The sequence below is a fragment of the Nereida ignava genome, assembly GCF_001049735.1.
Taxonomy (GTDB): domain Bacteria; phylum Pseudomonadota; class Alphaproteobacteria; order Rhodobacterales; family Rhodobacteraceae; genus Nereida; species Nereida ignava.
This window is the reverse complement of record NZ_CVPC01000003.1, coordinates 255,074-277,141: the sequence shown is the minus strand read 5'-3', so window position 1 is coordinate 277,141 and position 22,068 is coordinate 255,074. Positions and strand designations below refer to the sequence as shown.

Here is a 22,068-nt window from a genome sequence, read left to right as displayed (position 1 = left end):
AGGGCGAAATCGATGGGGTTTACTGTTAGGCTTGAAACAAGGGCGTTCAGTACACGCACCACGAAAGGAGTGAACTCTTGGATCAGACCACTATTTTGCTGTGTATCGGCGCAGCAGTTGTTGCTTTTGCCGTTATCATGTTTTTGCGCGAACAGGCCGCTATCAAGCGCCGCAAAGCCGCCAGAGGCGGGCGCGAGGTTGACGTGAGCGACTTGATTGCTTTTGGCAGCGCTGCCGCAAAAGCCGAACGCGACGACAAAAAGACCTGACATCATCCGCATCAGTGCGCCACCCCTGCGGCAACACTTTCGTCGATGAAGCGGCCTTCGCGGAAACGGTCTAAGCCGAACTGATCAGTCAAAGGTGAATGTCCTTTGGCGATCAACTCTGCCATACCCCAGCCAGATCCCGGAATTGCCTTGAACCCGCCTGTCCCCCAACCGCAGTTGATGAACATACCTTCAACTGGCGTCTTGGACAAAATAGGCGAACGGTCTCCCGTTACATCAACGATCCCGCCCCACTGGCGCAGCATCTTTAGACGCGAGATCATTGGGAATGTCTCACAAAGCGCGCGCACAGTTTCTTCAACATGATGGAAAGAACCACGCTGTGTGTAGGCGTTATGGCTGTCTGTACCACCACCGATGACCATCTCACCTTTGTCGGATTGGCTCATGTAACCGTGGACCGTGTTGGCCATCACAACCACGTCCATGCATGGCTTAATCGGCTCTGACACCAAAGCCTGCAGCGGCACAGATTCAATAGGCAAACGGAAGCCCGCCATATCCGCAAGCACACCGGAATGTCCTGCAACGACAACACCAAGCTTGTTGCAGCTGATATCCCCTTGCGTCGTAGAAACGCCTGTCACTTTCCCGCCCGAACGTTTCACCGCTGTCACTTCGGTTTGCTGAATAATGTCCATACCCATGTCGGAACACGCGCGGGCATAGCCCCACGCAACCGCATCGTGACGGGCCGTACCGCCACGCGCTTGCCACAGGCCACCCAGAACAGGGTATCGGGGGCCATGCAAGTTAATGATCGGCACCAGTTCTTTGACGCGCTTAGGCTCGATCCATTCTGTCGTGACGCCCTGCAACGCATTGGCATGGGCCGTGCGTTTATAGCCGCGCACCTCGTGATGGGTCTGCGCCAGCATGATCACACCGCGCGGGCTAAACATAATATTGTAGTTCAGATCCTGCGACAAGGTCTCGTACAGGCTGCGCGCTTTTTCATAAATCGCAGCAGATGGGTCTTGCAGGTAGTTTGATCGGATAATCGTCGTGTTGCGGCCGGTATTACCGCCACCCAGCCAACCTTTCTCGATAATCGCTACGTTTGTGATGCCAAAGTTGCGGCCCAAGTAATACGCAGTGGCCAATCCATGACCACCAGCACCAACAATGATCACATCATAATGGCTTTTGGGCGCAGGTTTTGCCCACGCACGGCCCCACCCTTTGTGATATGTCAAAGCCTCTTTCGCGATTGCGAAGGCAGAATATTTCTTCATCGGGCAGCCTCATACATAAGTGGCGCAGAAAGGATCGATCTTGAGGTAGTGATGCCACGGGTCAACATGCGCTGAAAGCCGCGCGGCGTCGCTTCCCTGCGGTTTTGCGACAACTGCGCACAGATGATCAAGACCTCTTTTTGTTTGGTTCCGCAGCCGCTAGATAGTCCAGCATGAAAAAGGCAGAAAAACCATGATTTGGCTTATATTTTGGACAATTTCCGGCATTCTTGCGCTTAGTGCGATGATTTGGATCGTCGCGGCGTTTTGGCGCACGGCCGATCGTGATGCAGATTCCAAAAGCTATGATGTGGATGTGTACAAAGCACAGCTCGCCGAAGTTGACCGCGACTTGGCACGCGGCATTGTCACTGAAGACCAAGCAGACGCCGTGCGCCTTGAAATCTCGCGCCGTCTTTTGGCCGCCGACGCATCTGCGCAGGCCCAAAACGGGACAGCCCCCGACGCACCAGCACCGGTTACCAAGGCTGCCGCAGTTTTGGGCGGTGCCGCTGTTATTGCAGGCGCTTTGGGTCTTTATGCAACGATCGGCGCGCCCGGCTACGGGGACCTACCGCACGCGGAACGCCTACGCATCGCCGAACAGCTGCGCGCCGAGCGTCCCAGCCAAGAGATGGCCCAGAGCCAGGCAAGCCAAACACTCAGAAAGCCCACAGCCGAACAATTGCCCTCAGGCTATCTTGAGTTGGTTGAGACTTTGCGCACCACAGTCGCGGAACGGCCAGATGACGCACGCGGCCAAAGCCTGCTGGCAAACGCAGAAGCGAGGCTTGGCAATTACACCGCCGCTTACAGGGCCCAACAAAACGTGATCCGTGCCCAAGGTAGTGACGCCACAGCCGAAGACTGGGCATTGGCGGGTGAGTTTATGGTTCTTGCGGCAGGCGGTTATGTCTCGCCCGAGGCCGAGAACGCCTTTGCCCAAGCGCTGCAAAAAGACTCCAACCAACCGCAGTCACGCTTTTACATCGGGCGCATGTTTGCCCAAACAGGTAGGCCGGACCGGGCGTTCCAGCTTTGGCGTCAACTCTTGGACGCCAGCAGCCCCGTGGACCCTTGGGTTGTTCCCATCCGCGCCGAGATTGAAGACTTAGCCGACCGTGCGGGCATCCGGTATCAGCTGCCACCTGATGCCGCTGGCCCCTCTGCCGAAGCCATCGCCGCTGCGCGCGATATGTCGGCTGAGGACCGCACAACAATGATCCGTGGCATGGTCAGCACGCTCAACACACGCCTTGCAACCGAAGGCGGCACACCCGCCGATTGGGCACGTCTGATCAATGCATACGGCGTTTTGGGCGAGATCGACGCCGCCACCGCAATTTGGCAAAACGCCCAAGAAAGCTTTGCGGACGCGCCCGAAGCACTTGCCATTATCAAACGCGCCGCAGACGCGTCAGGGATACCCCAATGATTTTTGAAGACATCGCAGAGTTTGCAGAGACGCTGCCGAATTTCACGGCCCTTGCGGGTCTTGATCTGGGCACAGTTACCTTGGGCGTCGCCGTCAGTGACACATTAATGTCAGTGGCCACCCCACTGGAAACCATCAAGCGCAAGAAGTTCGGCGTGGACGCTGCATCCTTGGCAGAAATCTGCGCCCACCGCAAAGTTGGCGGTATTGTGCTGGGCCTGCCACGCAACATGGACGGAACAGAAGGCCCCCGCGCCCAATCTACACGCGCGTTCGCCCGCAACCTTGAACGGCTTGAGGCTTTTGCCAAAGTCCCCATCACCTTTTGGGACGAACGACTGTCGACCGTCGCAGCAGAACGCGCGCTGATTGAGGCGGACACATCACGCAAACGACGCGCAGAAGTCATTGACCACGTTGCCGCTGGATATATCTTGCAAGGCGCGCTGGATCGTTTGCGCCATTTAAAGGGATAAAACCATGCCGACAGATGCCCCCGTTTGGCAACGCGCCGAGATCGAAAGTCCTTGCGTAAATATTTGCGTTATCCACCCTGAAACGCGGCTGTGCACAGGCTGCTTGCGATCAATTGAAGAGATCGGTGTATGGTCATCCCTGTCTGCCGACGCGCGTAAAAATGTGATGGATGACCTGCCAAACCGCGCATCCCTGCTAAAGCAACGCCGCGGCGGACGGGCCGCACGTTTAAAGCGCTAATCCCACTTTCTTTTGTTGATAAATATCCGCGCCGCAGGCTTTCGCTGCCGGTGCGAAACAGGCAACGAACTTTATAGCTCAATATCCAACCAAGCACGCCCATCGCCCAAATCTGGACGAAAAAATGCTGTCATGCGACCGTGTCCGTCTGGATCACCAACCTCTGGATCCCAAGGATCCGTGCCGTGCAGCAAAAACGGATGCAACAAAGCCGCCTGCCCTTTTATGATATTGAGCGGAACCTTTGGGCAGCAGTCAAATACCTCGCGCCGAGCCGCTTGATAGGCGTCAGTAATATCGACCTGTGAGGGGTCCGCATCACCGATCGCCTCAAGTAGGGCACGTTGCATAATTGTCTGACTTCCCTCCCAAACGACCGTTGGCGCAGCAGCGACTTTACCCAGCGGGATCGCCAAAATATAGGCGTGATACTCCATTGCAAAGCGTTGTTTTTGCGGCCCAACGGGCAGCAGGCCATCCACATGGGCGGCTGATCGGTTCGAACGGTAGCGGTGGTTGGCGTCACTCTCGCCCACGTCTTGTTTGGGGTAGCCGGGATAAATGATCGAGACCTGAGCGCGGTGCAAAGGCAGCGCTGGAACAGCATCGCGCCACGCCCCCATCAGGGGCACATCACCAACGGCCCCGTCTGGCGTATTTGGAAGCGCATCCACACCGACAAACCACGTATTGCCGTGCCGCAAATTAACCGCCTGCACCGCGGGATCACGTGCGATCGGGCGCATGACCTCTGCTGCTTTGTCAGACCATTCAGCAACCCGCGGATCGTGCGGGTAAATCACAAAGCCAGATGATCCAAGCAGCCCCATAACCTACAAGTTATGTCAAAAACACGCCGCGCAACATATTGCCCGCAACGCAAATTAGGAAAAACGCAAATGCACGTTTTAATGGCTTGGGGTCCATCCAGTGGGCAAGCTTCGCCCCAAGTGGCGCGGTCAGCAATGTCATCGAAATTGTCAGACCGAAGGCGACCACGTTTATTGCCCCGAAAGTGAGCGGCGGCTTAGAGCTTGGCTCGATCTCAATGAACAGAAATCCAATCGCAGACGGCACTGCGATCAGCGCACCCAAACCGGCCGCCGTCGCCACAGCGCGGTGGATCGGGACGTTGAACAAGGTTTGGTAAGGCACGCAGAACGCACCGCCGCCAATGCCCATAAGCACTGACAAAAACCCAACGACCAACGAAGTGACGTACCCCACAACGCCGCGCGGCAAAACATCGCCCAATCGCCAATGCGGCCGACCAAACGCCATGTAGAGACCCACCAAAAGCCCTAAACTGCCAAAAATGCCTTGCAGGGTGACTGATTTAAGTTCTGACGCAATCCAAACGCCGACAACTGCGCCAAGCGCAATTCCGGGCGTCCAAGCCCGCAGCATTTCCCAGTTTACAGAGCCCTTTTTATGGTGACTTTGGACCGAGCGCACAGATGTAACAACAATCGTCGCAAGCGATGTGGCTACACAGACCTGCATAAGCTGAGGGCCATCATAGCCAAGCGACGACAACAGGTAAAAATACCCAGGGACCAGTACGATGCCCCCACCAACCCCCAAAAGACCAGCAAGCACGCCCGCAAAGGCACTAAACGCCAAAAGAGTCGTCACCAACGGTATTAATTCAGCTACGTCAGGCATTTAGGCGCCCCTTCTCATGTGTCTTTTTATATATCTTCTAAGGCTTTATTTTCGCCGTTCTGTGCAGTTTCTGCCGCTTGTTTGATAAGATCATAAGCGTCGCGCAGGACTTGCGCGTCCGCTCCGTTTTTGGGGGCATGCTCGGACAGATAGCGCCGCCATGCACGCGCACCGGGTTGTCCAGAAAATAACCCCAGCATATGACGCGTGACCTGGTGCAGCTTACCGCCGTCGGCGAGGTGCGCTTCGATACGGCCGGCCATCGCCTCAATCACATCATCCATCGGGCGCGGTCCGCGCTTGGCCCAGATGCGCTGATCCGCCTGCGACAAGATCGCGGCAGGGTCGTGATATGCAGCGCGCCCCACCATGACACCGTCCAAACCACGTTCAAGCAGCGCTTCGGCTTCATCCAAGCTTGCCACACCGCCATTGATAGAAAGATGCAGATGGGGGAACATTTCCTTCATCCGCACAACCAACTCATAATCCAACGGCGGAATATCGCGGTTTTCCTTGGGGCTTAGCCCTTGAAGCCAAGCTTTGCGCGCGTGGATAGTAAAGCGTCCCACACCAGCTGCACTTACCCGCGCAAGAAAATCAGGCAGCACTTCGGCGGGGTCTTGGTCGTCTACTCCGATACGGCATTTGACTGTAACCTCGACGTCCTGCGCATCGATCATTGCAGCACAGCATTCAGCAACAATATCCGGGCGTTCCATCAATACGGCGCCAAAGCTGCCGGACTGCACACGGTCACTAGGACAACCACAATTCAGGTTAATCTCAGCATAGCCCTCATCCGCGCCCATGGCGGCCGCCTCAGCCAGCTCTTTTGGGTCAGACCCTCCAAGCTGCAAGGCCACTGGGTGCTCGGACGGATCAAAGCGAAGCAAATGCCGCGCCCCGCCCCGGACCAACGCCGGCGCCGTTACCATTTCAGTATAGAGCAACGCGTGGTCTGACAGCACACGGTGAAACGTACGGCAATGGCGGTCCGTCCAGTCCATCATCGGGGCCACAGACAGGCGGGCTGATTTCAGCAAAGTCATTTGATCGGGTCGTGTCATACGCTGCGTTTACCCTGTGCGTTTGAGCAATGCATCCTGATTATTGCCCAGCCGACAGATATGCCGGCAGCGTTATAGCAAGATCGCACGGCCCTCGCGCGCAGATTGCTGCGCCGCAAGCCCCATAGCAACAGCGCGCGCGCCATCATCAAGTGTCACTTCAACAGCGCCGTGCCCAAGACATACGTCGAAAAACTTGCGATGTTGATAGAACGTAGAGCCATTATGATCCCCCGCATCCAGAATAGTCGGATCAACAGGCACATCGATGACCGTCTCACCTGCGGGGTTGCGCGGGCTGACCAACACCTGCGGGATCGGTGCAGGCCCCAAATGATCCGGCCAGAAACGGCGTGGTCCCGGAACAAGGCACTCAATTTTACCGTTCGGCCCCACGGCGCTTACGGCTTCTTGGTACTTTGAGCCTTCCGCAAACATACACAATTCAAGCATTGCCCGCGCGCCTTTGGCGAAATCCACAATCACGTAGCCGTTGTCCCAAATATCCGGCGTTTGACCATCGTAGGTTTCATCAAGGTGGTTCACTGACTGGCCTGCACTGGCCATGATCCGCACAGGCTCATCCTCCATGACAAGGCGCATCAGATCAAAGAAGTGACAGCACTTTTCCACCAGCGTCCCGCCAGTGTTTGCATTAAATCGGTTCCAATCGCCCACTTTGGGCAGAAACGGAAAGCGGTGCTCGCGAATGGTCAGCATTTTGACACCACCTGTTACCGATGCTGCTTCTTGTAGCAGCGTCGCAATTGGCGGCATATAGCGATACTCCATCGCGACCCAAACCGGCGCTGTATAATTGGCCGCAAATGCCTGCACCTGTGCCGCCTGCGCAGGGTCGGTATAAAGCGGCTTTTCGCACAAGACTGGCCGATGCTTATAGGCCGCGATTTGCTCAAGCTGGCCAATGTGCAAATGGTTGGGGCTGACGATAACAAGCGCGTCTACATCATCGCGGGCTAAAAGCGCGTCAAAACTTTCAGCTACCTCAGCCCCGCCTGCAAGGGCAGCCGCCTGCTCAGCCAACTCGCGCACCGGGTCATAAGTGGCGGTCACAACCGCCCCTTGAATGAGCGCAATATTGCGGATGTGCTCTCCCGCCATCATGCCGCATCCGATGATGCCGTAACGAACTTTAGTCATAGTAGCTTCCCGTTAGAAACGATTGATATAGGCGGCTTTTTTCGCATCAAACCACGTTTGTGAATATTCAACGGCACGCCCTTCAAGATCGCGCGCCACCCGTGTGATATGGCTTACAGCATCATCAATTTGCGGTCCGAATTCGACGTGCCGCCAAGAAGGCACCCGGTCCATCCCGACACTGTCTTGAGCACGCGCGATACGCACGCCAAAGCGCTGTTCATACATCAGATACAGGGCATCTTGCAGGTCAGTAATCCCAAGGGCTGTGATTGCATGTGTATTGACCCAAATCTCTTCAATGGCGACGGCGGTGCCATCCAAAAGCCTAAGGCGGCGGATACGGTGCCCGTGATCAAAGGGCGCATCAGCGGGCGCGTCCATCGTATCAACACTGATCGGCCTTGCCGTGGGTAAGCCGCCGCCTGTTAGCAACTCAAGACGCAACAACCCGTAAATGCTTTCAACGCCCCCGCGCGAACGCACATAGTTACCCGAGCCTTGGATACGCTCCAACAGCCCCTTCTCTTCCAGAATGATCAGTGCTTTGCGCAAAGTGCCAACACTCACGCCGCGCTCTGCGGCCATGTCACGTTCTGGCGGCAACTTATGTCCATCAGCCAGCCGCCCCGCCGCAATTTCACGGATTAGCAACTCGCTCAGGGCGATGTATTTGGGCAGCGCGGTATCATCCGCAGCACGTATCGTGCTTGGCGATATATACGCTTCATTTTGCACCACACGGCCCTCCCGCTCCTTAATCATGTGCGTTCTCAGGCGTCCCAAAGGGAGCATCATAAGAACCGTCACACAAAAATTGATACACTATTGATACACATCAAAGACACTGCTAGCCTTTTGTCAACTCAAAGCTTGGGAAGGGATTCGAATGGCCTCAATTGTACCAGCCACATCCGCCGATCTGGATGCCGCTGAGGTCAGCTGGTTCTCTGCCCTGTGCTCGGATGACTACCAGTTTTTGGGCGTCCCCGACGGTGATTTGCGCTCAAGCTGGGAACATTGCCGCGACATCGCCCTTGAGGCCGAGGCCCAAGGCTTCCGCAACATCCTCGCACCATCATCTTATCAGGTCGGCCAAGATACGTTGTCATTTGTGGCGGGCATGGCGCCCCTAACGGAGCGTATGAATTTTCTGGCCGCAATTCGGTGCGGCGAAATGCAACCCATCATGTTGGCGCGCACTTTGGCAACGCTGGATCATATGCTCAAAGGCCGGCTGACGCTGAACGTTATATCGTCTGACTTCCCCGGCGAAGTGGCGGACAGCGCATACCGCTACAAACGCAGTGACGAGGTTGTGCAGATTTTGCGCCAAGCGTGGACCCAAGATGAAATCACCTTCAAAGGTGACGTCTATAATTTTGAGAATGTGCCAACAGACCCCGCCCGCCCCTATCAAATCAACGGCGGGCCGCTGTTGTATTTTGGCGGCTACTCACCTGCGGCACTTGAGTTGTGCGGCAAGCATTGCGACGTCTATTTGATGTGGCCCGAACCCAAAGAGCAGCTTGCACAGCGCATGCGTGATGTGCACGCAGTTGCGCAACGACACGGGCGCACCCTAGATTACGGACTGCGCGTTCACATGATTGTCCGCGACACTGAGGCCGAGGCCCGTGAATACGCAGATTACATCGTCAGCAAACTTGATGACGAATACGGCAAACTTATCCGCGACCGCGCCCATGACAGCATCTCGCTTGGGGTCGCCCATCAGGCCAAAGCCCGCGAACTGGCCGATAAATTCGGCTACGTTGAGCCAGGGTTGTGGACAGGCGTTGGGCGCGCGCGCTCAGGCTGTGGCGCCGCTTTGGTCGGCAGCACCGATCAGGTCATGACAAAAATCGAAGAATACAAAAAAATGGGCATCCGAGCCTTTATTTTTTCAGGATACCCCCACATTGACGAGTGTAAGTCCTTTGGCAAACGTGTTTTGCCAAATTTGAAAACCGTATCGCTGCCAGATGCTTATGGCCGCGTGCCCGCAACAACACCCCCAACCCCCCTTGGGACAGGAGAGCGCCGCTAATGGACCGCATTCAAATCACCGACGATCTCAGCTTTAGCCAAATCATCTACGGAATGTGGCGCTTGGGCGATGACACCGACACCAGCCAGGCCCATGTGCAAGCCAAAGTCGAGGCTTGTTTGGCGCAAGGCATCACCACCATGGATCAAGCGGATATCTATGGCGGCTACACCGCCGAGGCACTTTTTGGTGAGACCCTGAAAGCGGCGCCTGCTTTGCGTGACCAGATCGAGATTGTCACAAAATGCGATATCATCGCCCCAGTTGGCCGTCACAGTGGCGCGCGCGTGAAATATTACGACACGTCTGCTGCACACATCACCGCCAGCGTTGAGGCGTCTTTGCGCGACATGAACATCGATGTCATTGATTGCTTGCTAATCCACCGCCCGGATCCGCTGATGGACGCAATGGAAACCGGTGAAGCCCTTGATGACCTAATTGCCTCGGGCAAAGTCCGCACCGTTGGCGTGTCAAACTTCAAGCCGTGGGATTTCTCGCTGTTGCAATCTGCCATGGAGAATGAGTTGGTCGCCAACCAGATTGAGCTGTCGGCGACGAACCATACTCCGTTCACAGACGGTGACTTGGCCTTTTTGCAAGAGAACGACATCCCCGTCATGGCGTGGTCGCCACTTGGTGGCGGATCGATCTTTGACAACGCCGCCGTCATGAATGTGTTGAACCGGGTGGCAGGCGAGGCAGGCGTTGAGCCAAGCGCAGTTGCCGTTGCCTTTTTGCTGCGTCATCCGGCCCGTATTGCGCCAGTGATGGGAACAAATAATATCAGCCGCATCGATGCGTTGTCCGATGCTCTTAAAGTAAACCTTGGCCGTCAGACATGGTTTGAGATTTACACCGCTGCTCTTGGCTGCGAGGTCGCTTAGATGGCAATGCGCCCCGTTCCCCTAACCTCTGAGCCGGACGCGCAGCGCGCTTTGCGCAGTGCGTTTGGGCAGTTCGGCACAGGTGTCTGCGTAATCACCACCTGCACCCCCGAACAACAATTGGTAGGCATTACGGCAAACAGCTTTTCAAGCGTCAGCCTTGATCCACCGCTTGTGCTTTGGTGCCCCGCGAAATCTGCCCGCCGCTTTGAATGTTACAGCGAAGCACAACACTACGCGGTGCATGTTCTGGCCTCCGATCAAGCGCATATTGCAAACGGTTTTGTGCGCGAGGCAAACGCCTTTGCGGATCTGGACTTTACCCAGAACGCCCATGGGGTGCCGCTGCTTGAGGGGTGCTTGGCGCGTTTTGAATGCGAGATGGACGCCCTTCATGATGCGGGCGATCATGCAATTATTGTTGGTCGCGTGCATGCAGCGCACATCGGTGACGGCACACCGCTTATGTTTCAAAGCGGCGCTTATAAAGAGTTTGCATCACAGCCCTGATCCAAGGGCTTTGACGCACCCCGCCTGATGTTTCCCGCCACTAAACGAGCGGGACGCAGGCACCACGAAAGGGAGGAACGCCATGGCCCTGCTTCTTGCAGCCCTCTGGCCCGTAGAAAAGTTCAATGACATCGCTTTGGCGGTTGGCCGCGTACTGGCAATCGCCGCCTTAGCACTGATGGTCGTCTTCATTTTGGCGCAGGTATTCTTCCGCTACATTATGGGTGACGCGCTGAATTGGTCAGAAGAAGGGGCGCGTTTTTTGATGCTCTGGATGACCGGGTTAATCGCGCCGCTGGCCTACCGCCAAGGCGGGTTTGTGGCCATCGATATGTTCGAACGTGCCCTGCCCCGCGTACTGTCATCTATCCTGATTTTGGTCCTGTTGCTTATGGCGATGATCGTGTTGGTGATCTGTGCGCAGCTTGGATGGGACAACGTCGATAGCCTAACTGGCCGAGGGCGGTCTGCAACGTTGCGCATTCCAATGGACCTTTTTGACATGCGCGACATCAGGTTCCGCAACTCTTACGCCTATGCATCGCTGTTTGTGGGCTTTGTGGGTCTGTGTGTTGTGAACGTTGAATTGGTACTGCGCCAAGTGATCAAAATGTTTGGTGGCGCTGCAGCACTTAAGCAACTTGATGATGTGGGGCCTGTGGAATGAGCAGCATGACCTATCAGCCAATGTCATACCTGCAAACCACCGCGCTGCGCGCGTGCACACAAGGACGCCTGTCATGCTGATCTGGTTCTTGCCTGTGTTCTTGGTGCTCTTGATGATCGGCCTGCCCGTTGTCTTTGGCCTACTGCTTGCGCCCGGTGCGTTGCTGGTTCTTGATGGATCGGCTCGCGATCTGCCCGTGCTTTACCGCAACCTTTATAACGGTATCGACAGCTTTCCGCTGATGGCGCTGCCGTTCTTCATGCTGGCCGGTGAAATCATGAACCGCGGTGGGATCACGACCCGTCTTGTTGAGTTCAGCCAAGCGTTCATGGGCCACCTGCGCGGTGGGCTGGCCCATGTGAATATTCTGTCATCAATCCTTTTTGCGGGGCTGTCTGGCTCTGCGGTGGCGGACACCTCAGCGCTTGGGTCTACGCTAATCCCCGCAATGGAAAAGAACGGCTACAGCCGGAAGTTCGCCGCAGCCATCACCGCCGCCTCCAGCGTAATCGGCCCAATCATCCCCCCCTCAGGCATCATGATCATCTATGCCTATGTCATGGGTGAAAGCGTCGCCGCACTTTTCTTGGCGGGCATCGTTCCGGGCATCATGGTTGGCGTGGGGCTCATGGTTATGGTTCGCCTCATGGCTGACCGCTATGACCTGCCCAAAGCCGAGCGGATCGTCAAAAAAGGCCAGACCATCACAACGCGTGAAGCCTATGTGGCGTGGGGGCTTATCCGGATCAACATCGCAGGCCTTCTTTATGGTCTGTCGGGGCTGTTTGAGGCCGGTGATCAGATCAATGGATGGATCATGTTTGCCGTGCTTCTCTTGGTTGCGCATGGCATCTGTGCCTATATCAAATCTCAAGTCAGTGCCGATTTTCGCGTTGTGTGCAAAAAGGCCGTGGCCCCACTCCAAACTCCGATCATCATCTTGGGCGGCATTTTGGCAGGCGTTATGACCCCCACGGAAGCCTCTGCGATTGCCGTGGCCTACGCGTTGATCGTCAGCTTTTTCATTTTGAAATCAATGTCTCTAAAAGACTTGTGGCCCGTCATTGCACGCTCTGCGCTTGCGTCATCAGCGGTATTGCTTTTGGTGGGCGCAGCCGTAGCGTTCAAAACAGTTGTCTCACTGTCGTACGCTCCACAAATCCTGACTGAGGCTATTCTAAGCCTTTCGGAAAACCCGTTGGTGTTGCTCTTTTTGATCAACATGCTCTTGTTCATCGTGGGCATGTTCTTGGACGCGGGCCCCGCGATCATCATCCTTGGGCCGATCTTGGGGCCAATCTTTACAGAGCTTGGCGTGCACCCCGTGCATTTCGCCATCATCATGTCCGTCAACCTGACCGTAGGGCTTGCCACACCGCCCATGGGATTGGTTCTATTTGTGGCCTCCACCGTGAGCCGCGAAAAAGTTGAAACCATCTCAAAAGCAATTTTACCGTTTTTGGCTGTGGAGGTGATCGTGATTTTCTTGATTACCTACATTCCGGCCATTTCGATGACGATCCCGCGATTGACGGGCTTCGTTCAATAAACCAGCATCAATAATATTCCAGGGAGGAAACATCATGCTGAAACACCTAACCACCGCCGCGATGGGCGCAGCCATACTCGCAGGCTCAAGCCTTGCAAGCTATGCGGCAGGTCACGCGGAGTACACAATCCGTGCAACCGCCAACTCTAACGAGAACGACGAAGACTATGACGGTTTGGTTGTGTTCAAAAACTACGTCGAAGCAGCCTCAAACGGTAAAATCGAAGTTGAATTGTTCATCGGCACACAGCTTTGCTCAAAAGGCGCGGAGTGTCTGCAAGGTGTGGCTGACGGCTCTATTGATGTCTACATCTCCACGTCCGGCGGTGCTGCAAGCATCTTCCCCTATGTGCAGGTGCTCGACCTTCCCTATCTGATGGCTGATGACCGTATCGCGGAAGATGTGCTGTCTGGTGATTTTGTGCGCACAATGCGCGACATGGCCCTTGAGGACAGTGACGATAAAATCCGTCTGATGACCATTGGTAACACGGGCGGATGGCGCAACTTTGCCAACACAAAACGCCGTTTGGCTGAGCCAGCAGATTTTGAAGGCCTCAAGATCCGCACAGTCGTTGCAGACCTTCCCCAAGAGCTGGTTCGTGCACTTGGCGCATCCCCAACGCCAATTCCGTGGCCAGAACTGTTCACATCATTCCAAACAAGTGTTGTGGACGGATCAAAGAACGGCATCACCGACATCATGGGCATGAAATTCCCCGATGCAGGTCTGCAATACGTCACGCTTGACGGTCACGCCTACATGGGCGCGCTGTGGTGGATGAGCAACGACAAGTTTATGGCGATGCCAGAAGACATGCGCCGCGTGGTTGTGGATGGCTTCTATGCGCTGCAACAGGCAACATTTGCCTCACCAAAGCGCAAATCAATCGAGGCCTACGCAGCTTTTGTTGAAGGTGGCGGTGATCTGTATGTGCCGACGCCAGCCGAAAAAGCTACGTTCGCCGCAGCCGCCGAGCCTGTACAAGCATGGTTCACTGACAACGTTGACGGTGGTGAGCGCATCTTGAGCGCTCTCAAAACGGCAGTTGCTGAAGCTGAGGCTAAAATCAACGCGGGCCGCGCAGCTGATATCCAATAAGCCCAGCGCAGGCGCTTAAAACACGAAACGGCGGCTTCTTTTGGGAGCCGCCGTTTTTCATTCTACAAAGGGTCAGTCTATAAAGGGTGTGTGGCCAACTTTTTCTTAAAGCGGCTCGATATCCCCTTGGGCACGCCCTTCGTGAAACCCTTTTTCCCATACATCAAAACGCTGCTCTGCGATGGCGTCACGCATTTCCTGCATGATCTGCTGAAAGTAATGCAGGTTATGCCAGGTCAGAAGCATGCCCGAAATCATCTCTTGCGAGCGATAGACATGGTGCAAATAGGCGCGCGAGTATTTCTGACAGGCGGGACAGCTACATTGTTCGTCCAACGGGCGCGGATCATCTGCGTGCCGTGCGTTTTTGATGTTCACGACCCCGTGGCGAGTAAAGACCTGTCCGGTCCGCCCTGAGCGTGACGGCAAAACACAATCCATCATATCAATGCCGCGCTTCACAGCCCCCACGATATCATCAGGCTTACCAACGCCCATCAAATAACGCGGCTTATCCTTGGGCAGTTGCTCAGGTGCGAAATCAAGACAACCAAACATCGCCTCTTGTCCCTCTCCTACGGCAAGACCACCAACCGCATACCCTTCAAAGCCGATATCCCGCAGGGCCTCGGCACTTTGCGCGCGCAGATCCTCTTCAAGCCCACCTTGTTGGATACCAAAAAGCGCATACCCCGGACGATCGCCAAAAGCATCCCGCGAGCGTTTGGCCCAGCGCATTGACAATTCCATGCTTTGTGCAATCCGCGCCTTATCTGCAGGCAGTGCGGGACATTCATCAAAGCACATCACAATATCGCTGCCCAACAGCTTTTGGATCTCCATAGAGCGTTCGGGACTTAGCATATGTTTGGAACCATCGATATGGCTTTTGAACGTCACACCGTCTTCTGTCAGCTTGCGCAGATCAGCTAGGCTCATCACCTGAAACCCACCGCTATCAGTAAGAATGGGCTTGTCCCAATTCATGAACTTATGCAGCCCACCAAGCGACGCAATCCGCTCAGCCGTAGGGCGCAGCATCAAGTGATACGTATTGCCGAGCAAAATATCCGCACCGGTCGCCGCAACACTTTCAGGCATCATCGCTTTTACTGTTGCAGCCGTGCCAACGGGCATAAAAGCAGGTGTGCGGATATCGCCCCGCGGCGTGCTGATGCGCCCCGTGCGTGCGCGCCCATCTGTTGCCAGAAGATCAAACCCGAAAGTCTGTGCCATATCATTGCCCTTTACCATTTCTGCGCTTCTTTAGGCCAAAGCGGCGCCCAACCCAAGAGTGTTTGCAGATGATACACAGGTGATTGCCAAGCAAAGATTGTGAGAGTACGGCCTGACTGTTACCCTGTTACGGGTCACATTGAGTAATGAGGATGCGCTAAGCATGACCGACACCGACAACACCCAAATCCGCGTAGGCTGGGAAGAATGGCTCTCGCTACCTGAATTGGGCCTTCCTGCGCTAAAAGCAAAAGTAGACACAGGCGCGAAAACATCCGCGCTGCATGCCTTCGATATAGAGCCATTTGGCCGGACCCGCCCTCGGGTGCGCTTTATGGTGCAACCTATTCCTGCGCGGCCCGATCTGGTTATTGCGTGTTCCGCTGACATTGTGGATCAACGCGAGGTCACATCCTCGAATGGTGAAAGCGAAATGCGCTACGTCATCGAGACCAATGTCAAAATGGGTGATGAAATGTGGCCAATCGAGGTCACGCTCACCAACCGCACGAATATGTCCTATCATATGTTGCTGGGTCGTCAGGCTCTTGGGGACCGGTTGACCGTTGCGCCCTCAGACAGGTTTTGTCAGCCAGAGCTGTCGTACGATGTATACGCCTCTGCCAAAGTACGCGAAGCAGCGCCCAAGCGCGCGCTACGCATTGCTGTTTTGTCCCGTGAAGATAACTACTCTACCCGCCGGTTGGTGGAGGAAGGTGAAAAACGCGGCCACGGTGTTGAGATCATCGACACCACCCGTTGCTACATGGCCATCAACGCCACCTCGCCCGAGGTTTACTACGACGGCAAGCGTCTGCCGCGCTTTGATGTGGTCATTCCGCGCATTGGCGCCTCAATCACCAGCTACGGCACCGCGATTACCCGTCAGTTTGAGACACTTGGGACCTATTGCGTGAACGGCGCAGAGGGGATCGCCTCTTCGCGGGACAAGCTATACGCGCACCAACTTCTGGCACGCGCGCGTATCGGAATGCCCACAACTGCCTTTGCGGCCTCCCCCAAGGACACCTCCAACCTTATTGGCCTTGTGGGAACCGCACCGCTTATTGTGAAGCTGCTCGAGTCGACCCAAGGCAAAGGAGTCGTACTTGCTGAAACCAAAAAAGCTGCTGAATCCGTGATTGATGCCTTCCGCGGTCTAAAGGCCAGCTTTCTGGTACAAGACTTTGTCAAAGAAGCTGCCGGTGAGGATATTCGGTGTCTTGTCATCGGTGGGCGGGTGGTTGCCGCAATGAAACGCACCGGTGCGGATGGAGATTTCCGTTCAAACCTGCACCGCGGCGGCTCTGCCAAAGTGGTGCGCATCACCAAACAAGAACGCGATGTTGCTGTACGCGCTGCACGTACTTTTGGCTTGGGGATTGCGGGTGTTGACCTGCTGCGCTCATCCGATGGGCCAAAAGTGCTTGAGGTGAACTCATCACCCGGCCTTGAGGGTATTGAGACAGCCACTGGCAAGAATATCGCCAGCTTGCTCTACGACTCTATTGAAAAGCGGGTCCGCCCTGTTCCCATCCGCAAGCGTAAGACCGACTAATACCTGCGCAGCGCTGTGTTAAATCAACATGACGCCCCTTTTTGTGGGCTAATCCGCGACCGTCCGTATCATCGCACAGCCTTTGTGCGGCAAAACCTGCGCCCAGCCCCTAGACGTGGTGGGTGCAAATCCCTATCTAAACCGTAAGAAATCATCTCAGACAGCACGAACGGACCACTATGACCGACGCGACACCCCCGATGGAAGGTACTCCCCTCATCAAACCGTCAAGCACGGATCACCCTTTGTATGACAATGTCGTCGAAGCGTGCCGCAGCGTGTACGATCCAGAGATCCCCGTGAACATCTACGACCTCGGTCTTGTTTACACGATTGAGATCAACGATGAGAACGAAGTGAATGTTTTGATGTCTCTTACCGCACCAGGCTGCCCTGTTGCTGGCGAAATGCCTGGATGGGTTGCGGATGCGATTGAACCGCTGGCTGGCATCAAACAAGTTCAGGTCGATCTGATCTGGGAGCCACAGTGGGGCATGGACATGATGTCCGACGAAGCGCGCCTTGAACTGGGCTTTATGTAACCTTCAGTAGCTTAGGAAAACTTTGATGTTTGGCATTCCTGGAAAACCTCCTGTCTCTTTGACCCCCGCTGCGGTGGCTCACATTGTGAAGCTCATGGCAAAGGACGGCACAGAGGGCCTGCGCGTAGGCGTCAAGAAAGGCGGTTGTGCAGGAATGGAATACACCATGGAATACGTCAAAGAGATCAACGCAATGGATGAAGTCGTTGAGATCGACGGCGCGCGCGTAATGATCGCCCCTATGGCGCAGATGTTCCTTTTTGGCACTGAAATCGACTACGAAGTCAGCCTGCTTGAAGCTGGCTTTAAATTCCGCAACCCAAACGTTGTGGATGCCTGCGGATGCGGTGAAAGCATCAAGTTTGATGAGACCCTAGCGGGCAAAGCTTAACACGCGCTCAGGACCGGCTTAACCGCCTTTACTGGTTTGCTGTAAATGCACGTAGGTCTCGTTATAGCGCGCGCTTAGATGCTCTCCCGCAAGGATGACCTGCCCTGATCCAATGGGGGCAACGTTGGTGTCATAGTTTGGATTAAAGAACAGCGGAATAGAAATACGCTCGTTCGTACCGCCGACGACCCGGTGGGGTGTGGCTTTCACCCGTCCGTTTGTCCACATTTCAAACATCTCACCAAAGTTAATCACGAATGTGCCCGGTTCTGCGCGTACAGGGATCCAACCACCGCCCCGCTGGCGCACCTCAAGCCCAGGACTGCCATCAAGCGCCAAGAACGTAAGGCAGCCATAATCCGTGTGTGTCGCGATTCCGAAGTCCTTTTCCCCTGCCCACTTGGGGCGTTCGGGATAATAGTTGCCCCGCAAAAGCGCCATCGGAGTGTCGAACTTATCCTCGAAGAAAGAGGCAGGCTCGCCAATCGCCCGTGCAAGTGCGCTGAGCAAATCCATAGATATTGCACGCGCCTTGGTGAAATACGCCAGAACGTCGGCCCTGAAGTCCGCAGCACCTAAACCCGCTGGCTGCTTGGGCCATTTGTTGGGCGCATAAAACTGTTTGTCCGCCCAAGGATGCTCACTTGGCACAGACACACCGCAATCAAAGAACTGTTTGTAATCAGGATTGGCGTTTAGATCGACCTGCTCTGATCCCGCACGCCCCCATCCCCGGTTTGATCCGGTTTGAGCCATATCAACTGGTTCTTTGGCGGCCTCCGGCAGCTTAAAGAATTGACGATAGCTTTCAATGACAGCGGCAACCTCGGCACCTGATAGGGCCGTGTTGTGCAGCGTCATAAAACCCGTCGTCTCAGCAGCTCTGCGCACTGCATCAAGCGCCTCTTTATCTGCGTCGAACAATGCTTGGGCATCAATTTTCGGGATCATCACGCTACTCACTTCTGTCTGCTTTCGTTGCTACATCCAAGCGGCGCTTGACGCAACGCGGCGCACAGGCCACACCCGTTGGTATGGTTCAACGACGCTGTAAGAAGGGTGCGACATGAGACGTAAATTGGCCGCAGGTAATTGGAAAATGAACGGGACGCGCGCGGATTTGGCGCAAGTCGATGCCCTATTGAAAGCTCATCCTGCGGCTTCTGTGGATATGGTTTTGTGCCCGCCTGCGACCCTTTTGGCCCCCATGGTAGAGCGTGCTGGGACATGCGCGCTTGAGGTAGGTGGCCAATACTGCCACCCAAATCAAACCGGTGCGCACACCGGCGATGTCAGCGCAAAAATGATCGCCGATGCGGGTGCGCGGTATGTCATCACGGGCCATTCGGAGCGCCGCACAGACCACGGCGAGACGAATGCTGATGTCTTGGATCAAACACTGGCGGCATGGGACGCCTCGCTAACGGCGATTGTGTGCATTGGCGAGACACTTGAGCAGCGCGATACAGGGCAGACCCTCACGGTGTTGGCCTCCCAAATGGTCGGATCAGTGCCCGAGGCAGCAACCGGCGCCAACATTGTGATCGCCTATGAGCCAGTCTGGGCCATCGGAACTGGTAAAGTCGCGTCATTGGACAAAATCGCTGAGGTGCATGACTTCATGCGCGCTGAACTTACAGACCGCTTTGGGACACAGACCGCCGGTGCGATCCGTCTTCTTTACGGCGGCTCCGTCAAAGCAGGCAACGCCGCAGAGATATTCGCAACATCAAATGTGGACGGGGCATTGGTTGGTGGCGCGTCGCTGACGGCTGCAGACTTTGCACCGATTGTGGCAGCTCTTGAGGCATCAGCTTAGTTAGCAAAGCTCTGCATGCAAAATCGCATAAACAAAAAGGCCCGCTGAAACACTCAGCGGGCCTTTTCAATAGCAGATAAAGATTGATCGCTATTTGATGATCAACTCCGGCCCCATCACTGCATTTGGCAGGAATGTGGAAATTGCCGGAATATATGTGACCATGATCAGGAACACGAACAGCACTGCAAGGAATGGCAGAGCTGCGCGCACCACAGCCATCATCGGCATCTTGGCCACACCTGAGGTCACAAAGAGGTTCAAACCAACAGGTGGTGTGATCATCCCGATCTCCATGTTGACGACCATGATAATCCCAAGGTGGATTGGATCAATGCCCAACTCGATCGCGATGGGGAACACCAGTGGTGCCACAATGACAAGCAGGCCGGATGGCTCCATGAACTGACCACCGATAAGCAGAATGATGTTCACAATCACCAAGAACATCACCGGTCCAAAACCCGCATCCAGCATAGCACCCGCGATTGTCTGCGGAACTTGCTCGTCCGTTAGCACGTGCTTCAAGATCAAAGCATTCGCGATCACGAACAAAAGCGTAACCGTCAGCTTGCCTGCATCGAACAACGTTTGCTTGGTGTCCGGGTGGATCATCGCTGTGACCAAAGCCCATGGCTTGCGGAACAAAGATGTGTTCGCCTCAGGGCCCGTTGTCGCAAGTGGTCCCATGTCACGGTAGACAAAACAAGCGATCACGAACGAGTAAATCGCTGCAACGGCCGCCGCTTCTGTCGGGGTGAAGACACCGCCATAGATACCGCCTAAAATGATGACGATCAGGAACAACCCCCAGCCCGCTTCGCGCGCCGCAGTAAACACCTCGCCCCAGCCTTGCCACTCACCTTGGGGCAGGTTTTTGACCTTTGCCATCACGTAAATGGTGACCATCAACATCAAGCCAGCCATCAAGCCCGGGATCACCCCCGCAAGGAACATTCGACCTACTGAGACCTCAACGGCTGCAGCATATACAACCATAACAATGGATGGTGGGATCAAGATACCAAGCGTGCCCGCGTTACAAATAACACCGGCCGCAAATTCCTTGGTGTAGCCGACCTGACGCATACCCGCGATAACGATAGAGCCAATGGCCACAACCGTCGCCGGAGACGAGCCTGAGAGCGCTGCAAAAAGCATACACGCAAAAACACCCGCAATCGCCAAGCCGCCGGGCAAATGCCCCACACACGCAATCGAGAAACGAATGATCCGCCGCGCAACGCCGCCTGTGGTCATAAAGGACGAGGCAAGGATGAAAAACGGAATTGCCAACAACGTGAAGTGGCCTTCGAACGCCTCGAACAATGTGCCCGCAACAGAGGCCAACGATGTATCCGAGAACCACAGCAAAAAGAGCGTGGAGGACAGACCGAGAGACACCGCAATCGGCACCCCGATCATCAGCAGGCCGATGACCATGCTAAATAGAAGAATGACGTCCATAATTTAGCCCTCTAGCTTATCGGCGCGTTCGGCCGCTTCGGAGATTTCGTCTTCATCAAGCTCGTGGCTTGCAACCAAACGGTCCTCTGTGCCCTGCCAAATCCGCAAGGTCACTTGTACGAACCGCAGCATCAAAAGTGACGCAGACAACGGCAGTACAAAATACGGGATAGCTTTGGGGATCTTCTCATAGGCTTCGTTGTAATTGATTGCCCCTTCGAGCCAACGGAACGGCGCGATCATGGGAATATCGTCAACTTCATAGAACGACTGGCTACGGAACTTTTCCTCAAACCCTGTTGGGAACCAGCGCCCAGTAGTTGGTGGTAAATCTGCAAACACCGCCCAGTAGTCATAGCAGCCTTTGAGCAATAGCAGGCAAAAGAGCAAACACGCAGCAGCCGCAATCAGCCCGACGATCCGCCGCGCAGCTGGCGACAAAATGTTTACCAACGCGTCCACTCCAAGGTGTGCGCCTTTCTTTACGGCATAGCTTGCGCCCAGCAAAACCAGCCAACCGAACAGAAACACTGTAAGCTCTAGCGCCCACAAAATGTTAGAATTGAATACAAAACGAGCGATCACATTGGCAAAAGTCACAACTGTCATGGCTCCAAGCAGAGCCGCGATCAGCGTTTCTTCCAATGTATCAATAAACCCGCCCGACGTCTTTGATGCGCCTTGAGACACGCCGCGTCCCCCTTTTGAATTGTGACT

24 protein-coding genes are annotated in these 22,068 nt (G+C 55.3%); 14 read left to right on the top strand and 10 right to left on the bottom strand.

Annotated elements, in window-relative coordinates; translation table 11 throughout:
- Positions 1–77 precede the first annotated feature (77 nt).
- Positions 78–269: a hypothetical protein gene (locus tag NIG5292_RS03570; protein ID WP_048598063.1), complete on the top strand. Its 192-nt coding sequence runs from the start codon at positions 78–80 to the stop codon at positions 267–269.
- Positions 270–280: 11 nt separating this feature from the next.
- On the opposite strand, the gene NIG5292_RS03565 is transcribed toward NIG5292_RS03570, so the two are convergent.
- On the bottom strand, positions 281–1,525 hold the full coding sequence (locus tag NIG5292_RS03565; protein ID WP_048598061.1) for a sarcosine oxidase subunit beta family protein: 1,245 nt from the start codon (positions 1,523–1,525) through the stop codon (positions 281–283).
- Positions 1,526–1,718: 193 nt separating this feature from the next.
- Between NIG5292_RS03565 and ccmI the strand changes: the two genes are divergently transcribed.
- Genes ccmI through NIG5292_RS03550 form a run of 3 tightly spaced genes read left to right on the top strand, consistent with a single transcriptional unit; the run spans position 1,719 to position 3,677 of the window.
- On the top strand, positions 1,719–2,960 hold the full coding sequence (gene ccmI / locus NIG5292_RS03560; protein WP_048598059.1) for a c-type cytochrome biogenesis protein CcmI: 1,242 nt from the start codon (positions 1,719–1,721) through the stop codon (positions 2,958–2,960).
- On the top strand, positions 2,957–3,436 hold the full coding sequence (gene ruvX, locus NIG5292_RS03555; RefSeq protein WP_048598057.1) for a Holliday junction resolvase RuvX: 480 nt from the start codon (positions 2,957–2,959) through the stop codon (positions 3,434–3,436). The genes ccmI and ruvX overlap by 4 nt, the downstream gene beginning before the upstream one ends.
- Positions 3,437–3,440: 4 nt before the next feature.
- A complete protein-coding gene (locus NIG5292_RS03550; RefSeq protein WP_048598056.1) occupies positions 3,441–3,677 on the top strand; it encodes a DUF1289 domain-containing protein in 237 nt (78 codons plus the stop codon).
- 71 nt (positions 3,678–3,748) lie between these two features.
- Here the strand turns inward: NIG5292_RS03550 and NIG5292_RS03545 are convergent, their stop codons facing one another.
- From NIG5292_RS03545 to NIG5292_RS03525, 5 genes are all read right to left on the bottom strand, one after another.
- Positions 3,749–4,507 carry a hypothetical protein gene (locus NIG5292_RS03545; RefSeq protein ID WP_048598053.1) on the bottom strand — a complete coding sequence of 253 codons (759 nt, stop codon included), beginning with the start codon at positions 4,505–4,507 and terminating at the stop codon, positions 3,749–3,751.
- A gap of 10 nt (positions 4,508–4,517) precedes the next feature.
- The gene (locus NIG5292_RS03540; RefSeq protein ID WP_048598052.1) at positions 4,518–5,342 is read right to left on the bottom strand and encodes a sulfite exporter TauE/SafE family protein; all 825 of its coding nucleotides are present in this window, start codon (positions 5,340–5,342) and stop codon (positions 4,518–4,520) included.
- A 26-nt stretch (positions 5,343–5,368) separates the two neighbouring features.
- Positions 5,369–6,412, bottom strand: coding sequence for a tRNA dihydrouridine(20/20a) synthase DusA (gene dusA, locus NIG5292_RS03535; RefSeq protein WP_048598050.1), 1,044 nt, complete (start codon positions 6,410–6,412; stop codon positions 5,369–5,371).
- Between the two features lie 72 nt (positions 6,413–6,484).
- Entirely contained in the window at positions 6,485–7,573 is a 1,089-nt protein-coding gene (locus NIG5292_RS03530; RefSeq protein WP_048598047.1) for a Gfo/Idh/MocA family protein, read from the bottom strand.
- A gap of 12 nt (positions 7,574–7,585) precedes the next feature.
- A complete protein-coding gene (locus tag NIG5292_RS03525) occupies positions 7,586–8,338 on the bottom strand; it encodes a GntR family transcriptional regulator (RefSeq protein WP_082136611.1) in 753 nt (250 codons plus the stop codon).
- 124 nt (positions 8,339–8,462) lie between these two features.
- On the opposite strand from NIG5292_RS03525, the gene NIG5292_RS03520 reads away from it, so the two are divergent.
- The 6 genes from NIG5292_RS03520 to NIG5292_RS03495 all read left to right on the top strand — a co-directional run bounded on the left by NIG5292_RS03520 (position 8,463) and on the right by NIG5292_RS03495 (position 14,338).
- Positions 8,463–9,623 (top strand): LLM class flavin-dependent oxidoreductase, encoded by a 1,161-nt coding sequence (locus NIG5292_RS03520; protein ID WP_048598045.1) that lies wholly within the window; start codon positions 8,463–8,465, stop codon positions 9,621–9,623.
- Positions 9,623–10,510, top strand: a complete 888-nt coding sequence (locus NIG5292_RS03515; protein WP_048598043.1) for an aldo/keto reductase — start codon at positions 9,623–9,625, stop codon at positions 10,508–10,510. The genes NIG5292_RS03520 and NIG5292_RS03515 overlap by 1 nt, the downstream gene beginning before the upstream one ends.
- On the top strand, positions 10,511–11,020 hold the full coding sequence (locus NIG5292_RS03510) for a flavin reductase family protein (protein WP_143081923.1): 510 nt from the start codon (positions 10,511–10,513) through the stop codon (positions 11,018–11,020). It abuts the gene before it with no gap.
- Positions 11,021–11,102: 82 nt separating this feature from the next.
- A complete protein-coding gene (locus tag NIG5292_RS03505; RefSeq protein ID WP_048598041.1) occupies positions 11,103–11,687 on the top strand; it encodes a TRAP transporter small permease in 585 nt (194 codons plus the stop codon).
- A 73-nt stretch (positions 11,688–11,760) separates the two neighbouring features.
- Positions 11,761–13,236, top strand: coding sequence for a TRAP transporter large permease (locus NIG5292_RS03500; protein WP_048598194.1), 1,476 nt, complete (start codon positions 11,761–11,763; stop codon positions 13,234–13,236).
- A gap of 34 nt (positions 13,237–13,270) precedes the next feature.
- Positions 13,271–14,338, top strand: coding sequence for a TRAP transporter substrate-binding protein (locus NIG5292_RS03495; protein WP_048598039.1), 1,068 nt, complete (start codon positions 13,271–13,273; stop codon positions 14,336–14,338).
- 105 nt (positions 14,339–14,443) lie between these two features.
- On the opposite strand, the gene tgt is transcribed toward NIG5292_RS03495, so the two are convergent.
- On the bottom strand, positions 14,444–15,574 hold the full coding sequence (tgt, locus tag NIG5292_RS03490) for a tRNA guanosine(34) transglycosylase Tgt (RefSeq protein WP_048598193.1): 1,131 nt from the start codon (positions 15,572–15,574) through the stop codon (positions 14,444–14,446).
- A 163-nt stretch (positions 15,575–15,737) separates the two neighbouring features.
- Between tgt and rimK the strand changes: the two genes are divergently transcribed.
- The 3 genes from rimK to NIG5292_RS03475 all read left to right on the top strand — a co-directional run bounded on the left by rimK (position 15,738) and on the right by NIG5292_RS03475 (position 18,065).
- Positions 15,738–17,132, top strand: a complete 1,395-nt coding sequence (gene rimK, locus NIG5292_RS03485) for a 30S ribosomal protein S6--L-glutamate ligase (RefSeq protein WP_048598037.1) — start codon at positions 15,738–15,740, stop codon at positions 17,130–17,132.
- Positions 17,133–17,311: 179 nt separating this feature from the next.
- Complete coding sequence (locus tag NIG5292_RS03480; RefSeq protein WP_048598035.1) at positions 17,312–17,674, top strand: SUF system Fe-S cluster assembly protein; 363 nt, start codon at positions 17,312–17,314, stop codon at positions 17,672–17,674.
- Between the two features lie 25 nt (positions 17,675–17,699).
- Positions 17,700–18,065 carry a HesB/IscA family protein gene (locus NIG5292_RS03475; RefSeq protein WP_048598033.1) on the top strand — a complete coding sequence of 122 codons (366 nt, stop codon included), beginning with the start codon at positions 17,700–17,702 and terminating at the stop codon, positions 18,063–18,065.
- Between the two features lie 18 nt (positions 18,066–18,083).
- Here NIG5292_RS03475 and NIG5292_RS03470 read toward each other — a convergent pair whose 3' ends face one another.
- On the bottom strand, positions 18,084–19,016 hold the full coding sequence (locus NIG5292_RS03470; protein ID WP_048598031.1) for an isopenicillin N synthase family dioxygenase: 933 nt from the start codon (positions 19,014–19,016) through the stop codon (positions 18,084–18,086).
- 115 nt (positions 19,017–19,131) lie between these two features.
- On the opposite strand from NIG5292_RS03470, the gene tpiA reads away from it, so the two are divergent.
- Positions 19,132–19,884 (top strand): triose-phosphate isomerase, encoded by a 753-nt coding sequence (gene tpiA / locus NIG5292_RS03465; RefSeq protein ID WP_048598029.1) that lies wholly within the window; start codon positions 19,132–19,134, stop codon positions 19,882–19,884.
- A 90-nt stretch (positions 19,885–19,974) separates the two neighbouring features.
- On the opposite strand, the gene NIG5292_RS03460 is transcribed toward tpiA, so the two are convergent.
- Both NIG5292_RS03460 and NIG5292_RS03455 read right to left on the bottom strand, forming a co-directional pair.
- Entirely contained in the window at positions 19,975–21,351 is a 1,377-nt protein-coding gene (locus NIG5292_RS03460) for a TRAP transporter large permease (protein ID WP_048598027.1), read from the bottom strand.
- A 3-nt stretch (positions 21,352–21,354) separates the two neighbouring features.
- Positions 21,355–22,041 (bottom strand): TRAP transporter small permease, encoded by a 687-nt coding sequence (locus NIG5292_RS03455; protein ID WP_048598025.1) that lies wholly within the window; start codon positions 22,039–22,041, stop codon positions 21,355–21,357.
- Positions 22,042–22,068: the final 27 nt, after the last annotated feature.